Here is a 17,009-nt window from a genome sequence, read left to right on the forward strand (position 1 = left end):
TTTCAGAGACAGAGGACGGTTCATGCAGTCGTTGATGCGCTATCGAGATCTGGTGTTGCCGTTGGGCATCATCGGTTGCCTCGTAGTCATCCTGGTGCCGCTGCCACCGCTGTTGATGGACCTGTTGTTGGCCGCCAATATTACCGTCGGTGTAATCGTGCTACTGACGACGGTGTACGTCAAAACGCCACTGGAATTCAGCATTTTTCCGTCTCTCCTGCTGGCCACGACCTTGGCGCGGCTGGTCCTCAACGTGGCCACAACGCGGTTGATTCTGACCAGTACCGAGTCGGGAGACAGCGACGCCGTGGGGGGAGTGATCCAAGGTTTTGGCGAGTTTGTCGCTGGCGATCGGATCGAAGTCGGAATTATTATCTTTGTCATCATCGTGTTGATCCAGTTCATTGTGATCACTAAGGGTGCCACGCGGATCAGCGAAGTGGCGGCGAGATTTGCCCTCGACGGGATGCCGGGCAAACAAATGGCCATCGATGCAGACCTGAACGCGGGAAATATCAACGAGAAAACAGCTCAGCAGCGCCGCGAAGACGTCGGCGCGCAAGCGGACTTTTATGGAGCCATGGACGGGGCGAGCAAATTCGTCCGCGGCGATGCCATCGCGGGAATCGTGATCACGCTGGTGAACGTGGCCGGTGGACTCTACATCGGGGTGATGCGGTATGGGATGTCTATTTCGGACGCCGCCGAACTGTTTACCAAACTCACCATCGGCGATGGATTAGTCAGCCAGGTGCCAGCTCTCCTGATCTCGCTCGCTGCCGGGTTACTAGTCACGCGGAGCGCGAACAAAGCCAATCTGCCTGAACAGTTTTTACAGCAGGTTTTTAGCAACCCTAAGGCTCTTGCGGTGGCCGGCGGCTTTCTATGCCTGCTAATCATGACCAATCTACCGACGGTTCCCATGGCCACCCTCGGCGCTGGATGCCTGGGACTGGCCGTTGTCCTGAAGCGGCAGAACGATCAGGAGGTGATCGACGAGCAGATCGTACAAGACGAAAAGACCGCTGCCGAATTGACACCGACCAAGCGTGTCGAGGACTATCTCGCCGTGGACCCAATGGAATTGGCGATCGGAGTTGGCTTGCTGTCGCTGGCAGATCCCCAGCAAGGCGGTGACCTGATGCAGCGGATCACGGGGGTACGAAACTCGATGGCAGGGGATATTGGAATTGTGCTGCCGAAAGTCCGCATCCGCGATGACATGCACCTTGACGATAATCAGTACGAAATCCGGATCGCGGGCAACCCGGTGGTGACCGAGCGGGTCCAGCCTCATCACCTGCTCGCAATTGACCACGGCAACACAACGGGCGTGATCGACGGGGAGCCGACCTACGATCCGACCTTTGGTGGCCCAGCCGTCTGGATTGACCCGCTCCAGCTGGAGCAGGCCGCGATCTACGGTTATACCGCCGTCGAGCCAGCCGCCGTGCTGGCTACCCATCTCCAAGAGATTGCCCGTAGTCACGCCGACGAGCTGCTGACCCGCGATGCAACCAAACACTTGATCGATGAACTCAAACAAGCCGCACCCGCGGTCGTCGAAGAATTGATTCCGGACTTGCTCACCATCAGTGATGTGCAGCAGGTGTTGCAGACGCTGTTGCGTGAAGACGTGCCTATCCGCCAACTCGGAATTATTCTCGAAACGCTAGGCGATCATGCTCGCAGCACCCAGGATCCGATCGCCTTGAGTGAATACGTCCGGCAACGTCTCGCTCGCACGATCAGTACTCGCTACCGCGACGATCGGGGTCAACTGCATGTGATCACACTGGGCTCAGCAACAGAGGATCAGGTCGCTGCGGGTATCGAGCAGAATGATCGTGGACTTTTTGTGCGTATGAGTCCATCTGAGGTCGACTCGACTTGCGAGAAAATCTCCCTTGGTGTTAAGAAATTGATTGCGTTGGGTCATCACCCGGTCGTTCTGGTTAGTCCGCGGATTCGTCCAGGCCTGCACAGGATCGTGGCCGCATCGATGCCCCGGGTGCGGATCCTTTCCTACAACGAGATCACGCAAGATACGCAAATCCAGTCGCATGGCGTGGTGAGTGATTGATGTCCATAAGAACTTTTAAAGCAGCGAATTTGCAAGCCGCACTGGCCGACATCCGGGAACAAATGGGTCCGGATGCCTCAGTCCTGCATACACGCCAGGTCCGAGACGGCTGGCTTGGTTGGCTAGGTCGTACCCAGGTGGAAGTGATCGCCGGTTCGCGCGGCGTGGGCGGCTACCCACCGAGCATGACTAGCGACGACGACCACTCGCCCTTCGCTGATGATGTGCCGAGTCCCGATCGATATTCCGACGGCCTCTTCTCGGGAACGGTCCCATCGAGTGATCGAGCTGGGTACGGAGAAACGATCTCCATGAAGTTCGCCGATTTTGGTGATACAAACGATGTGGATCCCCTATCCATCGATCCGTTGGTCGGTCCGCTGCGTCAAGCCGGTGTGCCCGAGGTGGTGATCCGCCGCTGGCTCGCGTCGGCATCAAGCTTTGCCGGGAACCTGGGAGTCAACGACCGACTTCCCTACGACGTCAATGGCCGCTTAGAGCATTTGCAACGTGCGATCTCGCGTGAACTGAACCTCTGTGGTCCTATCCGCACACAGCCCGGCGAGCGACACGTGGTCGCGTTGGTCGGCCCGACCGGAGTCGGCAAGACCACCACTGTCGCCAAGCTCGCTGCGGGCTTTCGCATCGAATCCAAACGCCGCGTTGGTCTATTAACCATAGACACATACCGCATTGCCGCGGTGCAACAACTCCAGGCCTATGCCGAGATCATGGATCTCCCCATGCAGGTCGTCGAGCAGCCCGAACAAATGCAACCCGCCATGGACCAGCTCGGTGATGTGGACTTGGTCCTGATCGACACTGCGGGACGCAGTCCTCGCAGCGACGCTCGCATCGATCAACTGGCGGAGTTCCTGCGCGCTGCTCAGCCTGATGAGACACATCTCGTGCTGAGTGCAACAAGTTCAAGTGAAAACATTGTCGCCACCCTCAGTGGGTTTACCCCAGTGCGCGCGACGTCGGTGATCTTGACCAAACTCGATGAGACTCCGCATACCGCGGGAGTACTCTCTGCGCTGACGGCGAGCGAGCGATACCTTTCGACACCGCTGAGCTATATCACCCACGGGCAGCAGGTTCCAGACGACATTGCCGTCGCCGATGCGCCCAATCTTGTCGGTGCGCTGCTGCCGATGACGCCATTGACCGTTCCCTTCGGAGAGGCTGCTTAAAATCGCGAACAGCTTTTTTAGCCTTTTTTACTTCAAGCATGACACCCTACCGAGCCGATAACATGAACTGAACCGGAGCGTGAAGAACCAAACTCACTTGAGACAATTTTTCACGATGCCGATTAATCAATTTGGGGAACGCGATCCAGCCGACTCAGCAAGCACTCAACAACCGGAGTTGACTTCTGAGACGAATGCTCGCTATTTCGCAGAGACTGCTGGTTCGAGGATGGATAATCCTTAGTAGCGTGATCGACGAGACCCTAAATACGAAGTAGGAGATGCAACCGAGGCATGGATGCCTGGCGTCATCCCCACACTTCGAACTAAACCTTACGTAGAAACATTCCATCGTCAGGTGTATCCCATTGCCCTCAAAGACAATGAGACACCCTGTCGATCAGTGAACATCATGGAGGATTCGATGCCCGCCGCTGCCCCCGTCGACGAAGAAATCGCCCAAGTCTGGGATTCATTCAAAGCCATCACTAAAGACCATCCTGACTACGAGGATCTTCGCAACCGACTCGTCGAACGATTCATGCCCTTGGTGCGATATAACGGCGAACGAATTTGGCAGCGACTGCCTGATGGCGTCGAACTCGATGACTTGATCAGCGCTGGTATCTTCGGTTTGATGGATGCGATCGATGCCTATGATCGCGATCGCGGCGTCAAGTTCGAAACCTACTGCGTGCCGCGTATTCGCGGAGCCATGCTTGACGAACTTCGCACCATGGACTGGGTACCGCGGCTCGTTCGCAGCAAAGCCAGCAAACTGGGGGCTGCGACGAAGCATCTCGAAACACGTTTGGGACGCGCACCCACGGTCGCTGAGATCGCCGAGCACATGGAACTCGCCATTCCCGAAATCGAGAAAATGCAAACGGAAGCCAATGCAGTTGGCGTCGTTTCTCTCAACAAAAAATGGTACGAAACGGACAGCTATAAAGACGTTCGTGAAATCGACATTCTCGAAGACAAGAAAGGCGAGGATCCAACTCGCCGGGTGCAGAAGACGGATCTGATGCGGTTGGTCACCAAAGGCCTCAACCGCAACGAACGCTTGATTATCATCCTCTACTACTACGAAGAGTTGACGATGAAAGAGATTGGTGCCACTCTCGATCTCTCCGAGTCGCGTGTCAGCCAAATGCACACCTCGATCGTGACGCGTCTGCAGCAGCAACTCGGCGTCCGGCGACTCGAATTTGGTGCCTGAGGATGCGAATCGCCCATGTGATCACGCGGATGATCATCGGCGGAGCGCAGGAGAACACTTTGCTGAACTGTCAGGACCTGATTGCTGATCATGGCGATGAGGTCCTGTTGATTTGCGGTCCTGAAACCGGTCCTGAAGGCGACCTGCTCGGTCGCACCCACGCAGCCAAAGACGGTAGTGCAGAGCGGTTGAAATCGCAGCCCGTCCCGGTTCAAGTCATCGATTCACTACGTCGTTCGATCCACCCCGTCCGCGACTGGCAGGCAGCTGGGGGACTCGCGGCGGTACTGAACAACTTCGATCCCGATGTCGTTCATACGCACAGTGCCAAAGCCGGATTACTCGGACGACATGTGGCATGGAGGCAGTTCAAGCGTTCGTCGGGAGGTCGCCCCGCGGTTATTCACACCGTTCACGGCGCGCCCTTTCACGATTATCAATCGGCTTCTGCGAAGCGGTTCTTTATCGCCTGTGAACGTTGGGCCGCCAAGCGTTGTCACCACATGATCAGCGTTGCCGACGCGATGACCGATCTGATGGTTGCCGCAGGCGTCGCCCCCCGCGATAAATTCACCACCATCAGCAGCGGAATGGATGTCGAACCGTTCCTTGCCGCTGATGATCATCGAGCTAGCGTTCGTCAACGCTACGGAATCAATGACGAACACGTCGTCGTTGGTAAAATCGCTCGTCTGTTTCACCTCAAGGGCCACGAAGATCTGATCCGCTCGGCTCGGCTCGTCGTCGACGCATGCCCCCAAGTCCGCTTCCTGCTTGTCGGCGATGGTGTGCTGCGTGACGAATTGAAAAGCCAAATCGCTAGTCTTGGACTTGTCGATCACTTTATCTTCACGGGACTCGTGCCACCGCGCGAAGTCCCCGCGATGATTGGTGCGATGGACCTGCTCGTCCACACGTCCTACCGCGAAGGCCTCGCCCGAGCTCTCCCACAGGCTTTGATCGCCGGCAAACCCGTTATCAGTTACGACATCGACGGTGCCCGCGAGGTCGTCATCGACGATCAGACAGGCTATCTCGTAGCGCCGGGCGATGAACGCGGACTGGCCAATCGAATCATCCATCTTGCCAAACATCGCGAGTTACGCCTACAGCAGGGCAGGGCGGGACGGCTGCGATTTACAAACCAGTTCCGTCATCAAACGATGACCAAGCAAATCCGCGAGCTGTACCGTCAAATCGTCGCTCACAATCAATCATCCCTCACCAGCTAAATCATGGCCAAACCTGCGCACACTAAGTCTTCCAACAAACCCAGTGAACCCGCCCCAGCCACGCCTGCCGAAGCGTCAACGACCGCTACCGAAACCGATACGACGGTCCAGCCAAAAACAGACGATGTTGCAACCTCCAAACGCGCCGCCACCAAGCAGGTGAAAGAAACACCTGTAGCACCGCGTCCCAAGAAGACGAAAACGCCTGCGGCCAAGCAGGGATCGATGATGCCGAGCGAGCAGAAACTCGAACATCTAGCCGCCGCCATCGCGGCAGCAGGCGATGCCGACAACCTCCTGCTCATCCTCGAACATGTCGACGCGGCGGGCGGACCCGCCGAAGTGATTGAAAGCATTGAAGCTTACCGGGCACTGAAAAACGCCGTCGAACAAAGTGGCAGCTAGTTTTTGCTCGCACCGTAGGTTGGCGGTGTCCAGTTTGCGGGCAGCTTACCTTGCGGGCGAACCAAATGGGCAGCGTCCGGAATGGGGCTGTCCTCAGCTGTTCTCAAGGGCAGATCGTCTGGGAGATGCTTGATCTTAAAATCCTTGTACTGAATCTTCATCGCGGGACCGACGTGTACTTGCACAGCCAATACCCCCTCAAGCGATCGGCCCTGAGGGTCTAAGTCGATCAAGTCGGTGGTAAGGTGCCCATCGACCCAATGCTGATAGTGATTCCCTCGGACGAGCACTCGGTAATCGTGCCACTGATCGGTATCAAAGCGTTGCAAATCGGCCGGCTCGGCTTGCCCAGCTCCGAATGTGTCACCGACCACCCAAGAACGTCCTTCCGGATCGACAATCACTTTCTCCCCGGTATGCGAAAGGATCCGACGGCCCTTTTCTTCGTAGAGCATGCCGTTGTAATTGGCGTTGTCTGCGACCACATCACACTGATAGCCGGTGACAACATCAAGGCCGAGATCAGGGCGAGAGAGGCCGCGATATTGAATTCCACTATTCCCTCCCGCACTTACTTTCACCTTCACACGCAGGTCAAAGTTTTGGATCGTAGAATCTTCCCAAGTGATGAAATGATTCATCTTCAAGGTGCCATCAGTGACACCTGTCAATGCACCGTCTTGAACGGACCAATACTTGGTATCCCCTGACCAACGCCGGAGTGTTTTGCCATCGAACACGGATACGAAACCGTCTTGATCAACGTTCGCACCGACCTTGGCAGCTGCCACAGGATGCGGCACCGTTGATTTGCTGAACGGCGTACTAAGTTGGTCGAGTGGACCACCGAGTTCCTTGACCCGTTTTGCCAGACGATCGCGCATCTCAGCTAACGTGTCTGCATATTGCGGATCACCCGCGAGGTTGACCAGCTCATCGGGATCATTCTTCAGGTCGTGGAGAAACTCGTAATTGTCATTGTCGAAGTACACGACGTATTTGAATTGGTCGTTGCGAATTCCCTCGAAGGCAGGAATGCGATTGCGAACAGCAAAGTGCTCATGAAACGATTCAGTACGCCAATCCTGAGGTTGATCTCCGGCGACAATGGGTGCGAGGCTATGGCCTTGATAGCGTTCGGGAATCTCAGCTCCAGCCCAATCCAGGAATGTGGCCGGTAGATCGAGGTTCAATCCGATCGCATCCGTCGTGGCGCCACGTTTGGCGGCATCGGCGCGGGGATCCATAATGATCAACGGCACGCGCAGAGACTCCTCGTAGTGCGACCATTTACCAGCCAGACCACGGTTGGCCATGTAGTACCCGTTGTCCGCGGAGTAGACAATAATGGTGTTATCGGCCAGCCCTTGTTTGCGTAGTTCCGTCAAGAAACGCCCAATCGCATTATCGATCCCGGTCACCATGCGGTAGTAGGATCGCATATTGGTTTGATACTTCTCATCGGTGTTCCAACGCCAAAAAAAACGTTCTCGATTGATCGTTGTTTTGAGGAAGTCTGGCAGTGCGTCGAAAACGGTGGCGGCATTGAGTGGCGGCTGAGCGATTTCGACGTCCTCATACATTCCATTTGTCGATTCTGGCCATGGATAGTGCCCGATACCAGGCCGACGGTCACCATCTTCCGCGTGACAGGCGTTGAACCACATATTGAGAGCGAACGGCTTATCTTTGGGCTGTTCTCGCAGGAACTCGATGCCGCGGTCGACCACCAGATCTGTTTCGTGGCGAAGGGTTCCGTCGGGCTGTTTTTTGTAGTACGGGTTGCGGCCAATCGCCTCGAACTCGTCAAAGTGATCCCTCTGCTGAAATCCTGTGGGCATCTTCGCATGCCATTTCCCAAAGTACCCTGTCCGATAACCATGCTCGCGCAGGATGTCGGAATAGAGTTCTGCTACCGCCTCGGGGCGTGCCAGTTCCGGATTTGAGGGCGTTCCGTAGGTCCGTCCCGTCAGCCCCGACAGGATCGTGGTGCGGCTCACCCAGCAAATTGACTGACTGACAAATGCATTTCGGAAACGAACGCCGTTGGCAGCCAACGCATCAATGTTGGGTGTTCGAATGACATCATTGCCATAGCATCCCAGCGTTGTGGTTGTCTGATCATCGGCAAAGAAAAACACGATATTCGGTGGTGACGAACTCGATGGTGCCGACTCCGCTTGAGCATCGCTGCTCGTCGTATTTTGTGCTGTCGTGACTGAATTCTGTGCGTCGACCTCGTCTGCACGAACTGGCGCGAGCAAAAGTGTGCAAAGGGTGACCAGCGGTATGGCGAATCTCAAGGTAGCCTCAGGGGACAGGGGTTTGGGCAAAGAAGGCTACTTATCATAACCGAAACCGGAATTGTCGAATGCACTTGGCAATCAGGGGAGCGGTGAAGGACGCATGATTTGTGCCTTCGATGCGTCCGTAAGTCCAGCGATTTTGCTCTTCTCACAGCGTGACCAGCCCGGCCGCTGACGCGTCTCGGCTCACACGACCCGGTTGCGGCCCGTGGCTTTGGCATCCAACAGGGCGCGATCGGCGCGGGCGACAATGGATGCGGGCGTATCTCCGTTTTGATATTCAGCCACCCCGATGCTGACAGTAATGGATTGACCTGCAATGCCGTCCAACGGCGTTGCAGCAACCGCTCGACGGATTTCGTTGGCCCGCCGTGTCGCAGTCGCTTTGTCACTATTGACCGCGAGGACGACAAACTCCTCGCCACCGTATCGAACGATGAGATCGGAACTGCGAGTATGACGCCGCAGCACGTCGGCAAACTGAATCAACGCTTTGTCGCCAGCTGGGTGGCCGTGCACGTCGTTGATCCGTTTGAAATGATCGATATCGCACATAATCAAACTGAACGTGGCCCCCTGTTGGCTGGCTTCGGACGCACATCGCAGTAGGCACTGGTCAAACTCGGATCGGTTGGCGACGCCCGTCAGCGGATCGCTCATCGCTTTCTTGTGCAATGAAAGGATTTGGCTTTGCATCTCGATACGATCTGATAGATCACGCACGATAACCACGGCGCCGCCATCATGCGGCGTATCAACAGGAATCGCATTGACGAGCACATCACGCCCAGCCTGTTTGGCAACCAGCTGAGCCCGCGTGCCCGGTCCTAAACGCAGACTGAGATCACCGGGACGACTGCCAACTATTTTCATCGTCTGCGACATCGCCGTTTGGGTTTGAAGGCAGGCGGCAACGGGGCACTCGACTGACTCCGTCGGATTAACGCTGACAAAATGAAGTCCAGCAGAGTTCCAACTGGTCCCCACGGTGTCGCCCGCAGCGATCCCAGTCAGCTGAACCATCGCCGGGTTCCAATACCGCACGCGGCCGTTGGCATTCAGAAACGCTATGCCATCCTGCAGGGAGTCGGCGAGCGTTTTGTAGAAGCCGAGTGAGCTCGCTGAATCAATGCCGCCAACGATAGCCGAAGGCTGCACCGAAAAAATTCCGGAGGGGACGGACGATAGGGCGTCAGCGACTTGATCGTTCATAGAATGGCAACACGCGGGGACGGCAGGAGCGGAAAACCTTGCTCCAATCCTAGGTCACACAATGCGCCCGCTCGGCTGCAGGACTCGATTTCTTCCGCAATCGTTACAACCGCACCCTCAGCCCGACTAAGAAATAGCTGTTCCAGCGAACCAAAACTTGCTCTGCGAACCGGTTCGACTTACCATGCAATGTTAGCGGCGGGGGTCAAACTCTGTAAAAACGGTTGGAATCCCATCTAAACTGGATGTGACCTCCATGACCGCCCCTCTCGTTCCCTTCCTCGCGAGTCACCCACGTGAGCCTTTCCGACGTCGATCGACTCTTGCTGCAGCGTTGTTTAGACCGTGAACCGCGGGCGTGGGAGAATTTCGTGGATCGCTTTGTGGGCCTCGTGGTCCATGTAGTGCACCGCACGACCGCCGGCCGCGGCATTTCGATTGATGATTCCACTCGCGACGACTACGTTGCCGAAGTGTTTCTAGTTTTAGTTCGGCATGATTTTGCGGTGCTACGTCGATTTCGCCGTCAATGCTCGCTAGCGACTTATCTCACGGTAATTGCCCGCCGTGTCGTCGTCAGGCGATTGCAGCAAGCACAGCGTGATACCATCGTGGATGGTCCGCGGCCGCAGGCTCAAGCGGCAGTCAAGCAGGCGGTCAACGACTCGCCCACGGAAATCCAGCGGATCGATAACGCCGAAGAAGTTGAGCATCTGTTAACGCGACTGGATACTCGCGAAGCCAATGTTGTGAGAATGTATCACCTTGAGGGCAAGTCCTACCAAGAAATCAGCCAAGCAGTCGGCGTCAACGAAAACTCCATCGGACCGCTGCTGCACCGCGCCCGCCAAAAGATGAACGGGCAATCCTAGGCAGTTGTGATCCGAATTGTCGCCTTGCCCTGAACGTGAATCCCCACGTTTGGCGAGATTCTTAACCAGGGGCTCGACATGAGCGAGCATCTGGCGATCACGAGTGGCCCCTTACTCGTTCGCTAAGCCGGCACGCGGGTACTTGCTAATCCATTTTTGGATTTGGCTGCCACTCATGTATCCTACTTCCTCGTCAAGAATCTTTCCGTCGCGAACGAGCATCAGCTTGGGAATGCTGAAGATTCCGTACCGTTCGGCTAGCTCAGGATTTTCATCGACGTCAATTTTGAGCACTTCCACGTCAGCGGGTAGTTCTCCAGCGAGCTCGTCGAGTTCACGCTCCACGTCGCGGCAAGGCGGGCACCAAGTCGCTCCGAATTTAACGATGACCAGTTTGTTGCTATCGATGTTTGTGTCAAAATGGGTTGGGATCGCTGTCGGAGTGGCGCGCGATGCTTGTGGTGGCTCGCAACCAGCACTGCCATAGGCCAGTAGACTCAACAGACCAGCAACGATCAGGAAGGTGTTGGAACGTGACTGTCGAGTATTCATTTTATACCGTCCGAAGCAATTTCAAAATTGGGGCTTGGGTGCGCTCACGCAGGTCGGATTGAGGAATCATACACCATCAAAATGGGTTTCCAACGATCAGCTCCGCCGAATTCCCCGATGTCTCGTGCTTTTTCGATCCGGTTGCCGTGACGGAGCGGTGTACCTAACGACCATTTTCTAAGAAGATGCGTTTCGCTCGCCTGCGTCAGCGGATCGTAAGCGCGCGAACGATGGCGACTCGGATAGCCGAGTGACCATGCTTTTTTTCCCCGCATTGAAAGTTTTCATGGCTGATTTTGACCGGACCGCTCACGTTCCCAACGATGTTTCGCCGACCGCAGGTGCTCACCACTGGCTGACGGCGCTACCGGTGTACAACGAAGTCGCCTACGTTGACGACGTCCTCGATCAAGTACTGCGGCACAGCGACCGGATTCTGGTCGTTGATGATGGCAGCACCGACGGGACCGCTGCCAAGCTCGATGCCCGCCAAGCGGCACTGCCCGATCGCATTGATGTGATTCATCATCCGCAGAACCGGGGCTATGGGGCGGGATTGCAGAGTGCGTTTGCCTACACGCTCCAGCATGGCTACGCGGGGATCGTGACTCTGGATTGTGATGGCCAGCACCAACCACACCGCATCCCCAGTTTCATTGAGGCGGCAAAGTCGGCGGATATCGTTTCGGGTAGTCGCTATTTGGAGAAGTTTGAGGGCGACGACGAACCGCCTGCCGAGCGAATGGGCATCAATCGGCGAATCACGGCCGAGATCAACGAACGGTTGGGATTCGAGCTCACCGATGCCTTCTGCGGTTTCAAGGCATATCGCGCCGAAGCTCTGCGGGCGATGACAATCACTGACAACGGGTACGCGATGCCGCTCGAGCTTTGGGTGCAAGCTGCAGCGGCGGGCCTGCGTGTGATCGAGCTACCTGTGCCGCTGATCTATCTCGATCTGGAGCGTTCCTTCGGCGGCTCCCTCGACCAAGCCGAAATTCGGCTGAAGTATTACAACGAGGTCTTGGAGCAAGCAATCGAGGCGGTTCGAGAGTCCCGTGAGGGACGATAGCTCAATGCCGGGGACGCAAGTCCCCGGTAGAAAATACACCTACCGATTCAGCCCCGAACGGGGCGACAGCGATTCGAGATGCCAGGTCTGGTTTCGCTGTCGTCCCTCTCGGGACTTCGGTTTGAGGAACCGGTACATCCGGGGACTGACGTCCCCGGCAGAGAGGTGCCGTGCCTCCGGCACTCACTGATTCCGGCTCTCTAGCATCCGCCGAACTCGCTCTTCGATGATGGCTTTCTTAACGCTTTCAGATTCTCGTTTCTGAATATCTTGGCGTATTTTGTCCAGTTTGGACTCGAGCGCACGGAATTCTAGTTTTTGTATCTCAGTGTGGGTGTGATAGTCGGCTGCTACATACATCGAGATTATTTTCCGAATCTGTTCAGCTGATGCCTCCGATTTGATCGACGCTTTCGCCTTTTGCCGTAGTTGCTCGATGAGACGTTTGCTGCGATCGATCTGCATTTTGATCTGATCATCCGTGAGCTTGGGGGGACTGCCTGCGCCAAATGGATCAAACTCGTCGGTGGTCGGGGCAGGAGCGTCAAATGGATCCGAAGATTGCTTGGGATCGCCACCACCAAACGGGTCACCGCCGCCACTTCCGAATGGATCGGCACCTCCGCCGCCGAAAGGATCGTCACTTGGGTCATAAGGTATCTCATAGATATCGAGGCGCGGTTGATGAGAAAACCCATCGTCGAGGGCATTGGAGAGTGCGACCGCGACGTTACCATAGTTGCCAGCCTCAGCACTCATATCCTCGCTATTCCAAAACGGGACCCGTAGCCAAATAGTTTCCGGGTAACTGATCTCCTCAGCGTCGGGTTTTTTTTCGATGGTCTCAACGTGGTTGATCCCAAACCGCAGAGCGATTAGCTGAACTTTTCTCTTGAACTTTTTCTGGTCAGTTTCATCCAAGTCCTGTGGCATCACCGCAACGACGATTTTATGACGGTCCGAAGGGATCGCAGTTTCAACGTCCACGTCGATGGTGTCGAATACGGGCGGCGAGAACTGCAAGGGATTGAGAGGGTCGAGATTGTCGAAGTAACTCAGCACATCGCTTGCATCAACAAACGGAGGCTGCGCGAAATCGTAGTCGTTGCCCAACATGATCACGACTTTGAGCGGCATCTGGCTAGTAGCAGGCTGCCCTCCCATACCTCCTGCCATGACTGACTGGGCAGATACGATTGTTGCGGGCAAGGCCGCAAAGAGGAGTGCAGACAGACCACCTCTTGCCAGAAATTTCCAAACAGATCGATTCATCATCGCGATTCTCCTTCAACTTCAGGAACAGAAAAGGGAACTTCCGCACTCGGCGAAGACACCCGCTGCGACAAAGCATCGATCTCATCACTCAGTGATCGCAAGTCTTCGTCAATCGGGTCGACCGGTGCTGTCCAAATTGGGTTGGATGGTACAGGCCGTTCAGCATCACTGATCGCGTCGGGAGGTGGCGCATACCTGAGTTGTGAATACGCCACCCAAACGATCACCGGCAAGCAGAGCACTGCCAACAAAAAACCGCACACAATCACGAGTCGGCGTTTTCGTTTTCTAGGCTTCAATTCGGGCGGTAAATCGGCACCGGGTTGTTGAACATGCACGAGACAGGACTCCAATAACGATTGCACTTGATTGGCACTGGCGAACCGATCAACTGCGTCTTTACATAGCAATCTGTCAACGAGCGTTTCATACCACCCTGGGATCGATGGCGCGGTCATGTGAAGTGGCCGGTGTGAATGATCGGTGATTTTGCGCAGAATCCCGTAGCTCGTTTCGCCCCGAAACGGTGCGACGCCGCTCGCCATGGCATAGAGCACACTACCGAGCGAAAACAGATCGCTACGAGCGTCGATCGGTTCGCCCCGCGCCTGTTCGGGTGACATGTAGCCCGGCGTCCCCGCGATCACACCCGAGCGCGTGACGGAGGCATCGTCGGCGGCGCGGGCGAGCCCGAAGTCGGTTAGCATCGCCCGTTCGATGCCTCGTTCGAGCAAGATATTGGCCGGTTTGACGTCGCGATGAACGAGCCCTTGTTTGTGTGCCGCAGAGAGTCCCGCACTGACTTGCACTCCGATCCGCAAGCATTCCTCCATCGGCAGCGGCCCGTCGGCAGCCAACCGCTGCTGGAGCGAGTGGCAGGCGACAAAGGGCATCACCAGAAATGGCAATCGCGCCGAAGATTCGCTGACCGATAGAATCGGCATCACATTGGGATGCACGATCGCAGCGGTCGCAAGCGCCTCCCTCATGAACCGCTGCCTCGCGATCGCCAGGGTCGCCAAGTGCGGCGACATGACCTTTAACGCAACCGGGCGATTGAGCTCTACTTGAAACCCCTTCAGCACAATCCCCATGCCGCCTTGGCCAATCACCGACAAGACTTCGTAGTCTCCCAAGCGACCGATCGCGTCGGGGTGATCCGACGGCTGCAAGAATGTCACGGCAAAATCAGCGAGGTTCCCGGTGCCATGATCGGCGAAATCCGTCGACCGCGCTGCCAGACACTCCCGGCTGAGCGACTGAGTAATCCGCTCGCACGACGTTGGATCGGCCGCTAGGTGCTGCAACCGATCACAGCATGCTGGGCATTGATCCAGATGCGAAATCAGGACGGACTCGAGAACGTCATCAACGTCACCGTGGATCGATGCGGCCAACACCTCGTCATCTGGATGATCGTGTTTCAATGATTGCCTGGTCACTTCATCACCTCATCGATCAGATGGCGGATGCGGGCGATGAGCATTCGAATTGCGTCCGAGCCGCCGAGCGGGGCAGGATGGCGACGGACGCCCGCCATGAACTTGATCACGATATGACGTGCAATGGTGTGGACCCAACGGCGAAATGATGCTTCGCGTCCGTCGGCTGACCATTGGTCGACCGAGCTAGCGATTGCGAGCAGGATCTGCTGGGTAACGTCGGCCACATGGCCGATGCCAGCTTATTTCGAGAGTGCGCGGACGACTTCGGAGTGCCCGTTCTTTTCAGCAAAACTCTTGGCGGTGTCGCCGTCGATGTCGCGGCGTCCTTTGTCGGCTTTGTGCTCGAGTAGCAAATTCACCACCTCGAGCTGGCCCTCGGAGGCGGCGTGCATGAGCGCTGTAAACCCCTCGCCGGTGTCGGTTGCGTTGACGTCAGCCCCCGCATCGAGCAGCGATTTGCAGGTCGCTGCGTTGTCGCCAGTCGCGGCGAACATCAATGCTGTACGGCCCATGGAATCGCGGTCACCGACGTTCGCACCCTGTTCGAGCAATAGCTTGACCGTCGCGGTATGTCCGTTGAAACCAGCGAGCATCAAGGCGGTTCGCTGTTCCTCGTCACGCACATTGATATCGGCTCCGGCATCAATGGCTTGCTCAATCGCCTCGGTGCGTCCCTCAAGAGCGTCTTCCATGAACTTGGCGACATCCACGGTCGGCTTGGCAGGTGGTTCCACTTGGGCAGGCGTCGCTTTCGCAGCGGACTTCTGCTTGTCAGAGGCTTCGGTGGTCCCTGGGTCCGACTTGGAGCCAGCCTCGGTTGCCGGCTGCGATTTTTCGTCGGATTGGGTGAGCGTCGAATCACCGGAAGAGCTGGGCGTTTTAGCGCAGCCGACGAGCACCAGCATGGCGACGCAAAGAAGACACCGTGACAAGTTGACAGCCATTTTTCGGAGGAGCGTTTTATTCATGCACGCATCATAACATGGACGACTCGATGTTGCGCGGAGTGACTGCGTTGAACCATCTTGATTTGCCGATTCGGGCGGTCGCCGGTAGACTCTTGCAATTCATCTACTCCATTCCATTTCTCGTCTCGTTTGCGGTGGAATTGTCTTGACCGACCACGCCGTTAATTCTAGCTTTTCGCCAACCGAGCCAGCCCCTGTCTTGGTGGCGGCTCTGTATCGCTTTACCCCGCTGACCGATCACGCATCGCTCCAAGCTCCGCTACTCGATCGAATGCAGCAGGAGAGCATTTTTGGCACGCTGTTACTCGCCCACGAAGGCATCAACGGCACAATCGCGGGTGAGCCTGCAGCACTGCGAGCGTTCGTGAATTGGCTGCGAAACCTTGACTATGATGCTCACAAGCCATTTGCGTCGACGGACGTGAAGTGGTCAACGTGCGAGCAGATCCCATTTCGACGTGCCCGCGTGCGGCTGAAAAAAGAAATCGTCACTTTGGGTGTCGACGGTATCGATCCGCTCCACAGTGTCGGAACGTACGTCGATCCTGAGGACTGGAACGCGCTCGTGGACGATCCGGACGTGATCTTGATTGACACCCGCAACGATTACGAAATCGAGATTGGAACTTTCACTGGAGCGGTGAACCCGAACACGGATTCCTTCCGCGAGTTTCCCAAGTACGTCGCTGAACACCTCGACCCTGAGCGGCATCCGAAAGTCGCGATGTTCTGCACCGGCGGGATTCGCTGCGAAAAATCAACAGCCTACCTGAAGGAATGCGGTTTTTCGGAAGTCTACCACCTGCGAGGCGGTATCCTCAATTACTTGGAAAAAGTGTCGCCAGACCATTCTCGCTGGCAGGGCGAGTGCTTTGTTTTCGATAGCCGCGTGTCAGTGGACCACCAACTGCAAACGGGCCAGCATGTTCTGTGTCACGGATGTGGGTGGCCGGTGACACCCGAGATGAAAGACGATTCTCGATATGAACATGGCGTGGCCTGCCCGCGCTGCGCCGCCCAAGTGACCGACGAGCAGCGTCGCCGTCGCCGGGAGCGACAAGCACAAATCGATCGGCTGCAAGCCGAGACACCAGCCAAAGGCCTTCAAGCAAACTCTTCATCGATCCCGAGCCATCCGATATCAGCGACGCCCAGTCAATGATCAATGATGA

15 protein-coding genes are annotated in these 17,009 nt (G+C 56.4%); 8 read left to right on the forward strand and 7 right to left on the reverse strand.

What is annotated here, in order from left to right; translation table 11 throughout:
* Positions 1–34 precede the first annotated feature (34 nt).
* From flhA to Poly21_RS19770, 5 genes are all read left to right on the forward strand, one after another.
* Entirely contained in the window at positions 35–2,083 is a 2,049-nt protein-coding gene (gene flhA, locus Poly21_RS19750) for a flagellar biosynthesis protein FlhA (RefSeq protein ID WP_146408853.1), read from the forward strand.
* Positions 2,083–3,276, forward strand: coding sequence for a flagellar biosynthesis protein FlhF (locus Poly21_RS19755; RefSeq protein WP_146408545.1), 1,194 nt, complete (start codon positions 2,083–2,085; stop codon positions 3,274–3,276). The genes flhA and Poly21_RS19755 overlap by 1 nt, the downstream gene beginning before the upstream one ends.
* 403 nt (positions 3,277–3,679) lie before the next feature.
* Positions 3,680–4,498: a FliA/WhiG family RNA polymerase sigma factor gene (locus Poly21_RS19760; RefSeq protein ID WP_146408854.1), complete on the forward strand. Its 819-nt coding sequence runs from the start codon at positions 3,680–3,682 to the stop codon at positions 4,496–4,498.
* A gap of 2 nt (positions 4,499–4,500) precedes the next feature.
* Positions 4,501–5,730, forward strand: coding sequence for a glycosyltransferase family 4 protein (locus Poly21_RS19765; RefSeq protein ID WP_146408546.1), 1,230 nt, complete (start codon positions 4,501–4,503; stop codon positions 5,728–5,730).
* 3 nt (positions 5,731–5,733) lie between these two features.
* On the forward strand, positions 5,734–6,135 hold the full coding sequence (locus tag Poly21_RS19770) for a hypothetical protein (protein ID WP_146408547.1): 402 nt from the start codon (positions 5,734–5,736) through the stop codon (positions 6,133–6,135).
* Here the strand turns inward: Poly21_RS19770 and Poly21_RS19775 are convergent.
* Entirely contained in the window at positions 6,132–8,438 is a 2,307-nt protein-coding gene (locus Poly21_RS19775) for a sulfatase-like hydrolase/transferase (RefSeq protein ID WP_302119688.1), read from the reverse strand. The two genes, Poly21_RS19770 and Poly21_RS19775, sit on opposite strands and share 4 nt — an antisense overlap.
* Positions 8,439–8,627: 189 nt before the next feature.
* Positions 8,628–9,653 (reverse strand): sensor domain-containing diguanylate cyclase, encoded by a 1,026-nt coding sequence (locus Poly21_RS19780; protein ID WP_146408548.1) that lies wholly within the window; start codon positions 9,651–9,653, stop codon positions 8,628–8,630.
* Between the two features lie 296 nt (positions 9,654–9,949).
* Between Poly21_RS19780 and Poly21_RS19785 the strand changes: the two genes are divergently transcribed.
* Positions 9,950–10,525: an RNA polymerase sigma factor gene (locus tag Poly21_RS19785; protein WP_146408549.1), complete on the forward strand. Its 576-nt coding sequence runs from the start codon at positions 9,950–9,952 to the stop codon at positions 10,523–10,525.
* A 111-nt stretch (positions 10,526–10,636) separates the two neighbouring features.
* Here Poly21_RS19785 and Poly21_RS19790 read toward each other — a convergent pair whose 3' ends face one another.
* Positions 10,637–11,077 carry a thioredoxin family protein gene (locus Poly21_RS19790; protein WP_146408550.1) on the reverse strand — a complete coding sequence of 147 codons (441 nt, stop codon included), beginning with the start codon at positions 11,075–11,077 and terminating at the stop codon, positions 10,637–10,639.
* Positions 11,078–11,363: 286 nt separating this feature from the next.
* Between Poly21_RS19790 and Poly21_RS19795 the strand changes: the two genes are divergently transcribed.
* A complete protein-coding gene (locus Poly21_RS19795) occupies positions 11,364–12,149 on the forward strand; it encodes a glycosyltransferase family 2 protein (RefSeq protein ID WP_146408551.1) in 786 nt (261 codons plus the stop codon).
* Between the two features lie 183 nt (positions 12,150–12,332).
* Here the strand turns inward: Poly21_RS19795 and Poly21_RS19800 are convergent, their stop codons facing one another.
* The 4 genes from Poly21_RS19800 to Poly21_RS19815 are packed head-to-tail and all read right to left on the reverse strand — an operon-like array spanning position 12,333 to position 15,801.
* Positions 12,333–13,424, reverse strand: coding sequence for a hypothetical protein (locus Poly21_RS19800; protein ID WP_146408552.1), 1,092 nt, complete (start codon positions 13,422–13,424; stop codon positions 12,333–12,335).
* Entirely contained in the window at positions 13,421–14,866 is a 1,446-nt protein-coding gene (locus Poly21_RS19805) for a serine/threonine-protein kinase (RefSeq protein WP_302119692.1), read from the reverse strand. The genes Poly21_RS19800 and Poly21_RS19805 overlap by 4 nt, the downstream gene beginning before the upstream one ends.
* Positions 14,863–15,093 carry an RNA polymerase sigma factor gene (locus Poly21_RS19810; RefSeq protein ID WP_302119694.1) on the reverse strand — a complete coding sequence of 77 codons (231 nt, stop codon included), beginning with the start codon at positions 15,091–15,093 and terminating at the stop codon, positions 14,863–14,865. The genes Poly21_RS19805 and Poly21_RS19810 overlap by 4 nt, the downstream gene beginning before the upstream one ends.
* Positions 15,094–15,108: 15 nt before the next feature.
* Positions 15,109–15,801, reverse strand: coding sequence for an ankyrin repeat domain-containing protein (locus Poly21_RS19815; protein ID WP_302119696.1), 693 nt, complete (start codon positions 15,799–15,801; stop codon positions 15,109–15,111).
* Positions 15,802–15,982: 181 nt separating this feature from the next.
* Between Poly21_RS19815 and trhO the strand changes: the two genes are divergently transcribed.
* Positions 15,983–16,999 (forward strand): oxygen-dependent tRNA uridine(34) hydroxylase TrhO, encoded by a 1,017-nt coding sequence (gene trhO, locus Poly21_RS19820; protein ID WP_302119697.1) that lies wholly within the window; start codon positions 15,983–15,985, stop codon positions 16,997–16,999.
* Positions 17,000–17,009 lie beyond the last annotated feature (10 nt).

It is taken from the genome of Allorhodopirellula heiligendammensis (assembly GCF_007860105.1).
GTDB lineage: Bacteria > Planctomycetota > Planctomycetia > Pirellulales > Pirellulaceae > Rhodopirellula > Rhodopirellula heiligendammensis.

Bases quoted from the DNA above. Each gene is read 5' to 3' on its own strand.
- flhA (WP_146408853.1), top strand. From the start codon at position 35: ATGCGCTATCGAGATCTGGTGTTGCCGTTGGGCATCATCGGTTGCCTC.
- Poly21_RS19755 (WP_146408545.1), top strand. From the start codon at position 2,083: ATGTCCATAAGAACTTTTAAAGCAGCGAATTTGCAAGCCGCACTGGCC.
- Poly21_RS19765 (WP_146408546.1), top strand. From the start codon at position 4,501: ATGCGAATCGCCCATGTGATCACGCGGATGATCATCGGCGGAGCGCAG.
- Poly21_RS19770 (WP_146408547.1), top strand. From the start codon at position 5,734: ATGGCCAAACCTGCGCACACTAAGTCTTCCAACAAACCCAGTGAACCC.
- Poly21_RS19780 (WP_146408548.1), bottom strand. From the start codon at position 9,653: ATGAACGATCAAGTCGCTGACGCCCTATCGTCCGTCCCCTCCGGAATT.
- Poly21_RS19790 (WP_146408550.1), bottom strand. From the start codon at position 11,077: ATGAATACTCGACAGTCACGTTCCAACACCTTCCTGATCGTTGCTGGT.
- Poly21_RS19795 (WP_146408551.1), top strand. From the start codon at position 11,364: ATGGCTGATTTTGACCGGACCGCTCACGTTCCCAACGATGTTTCGCCG.
- Poly21_RS19800 (WP_146408552.1), bottom strand. From the start codon at position 13,424: ATGATGAATCGATCTGTTTGGAAATTTCTGGCAAGAGGTGGTCTGTCT.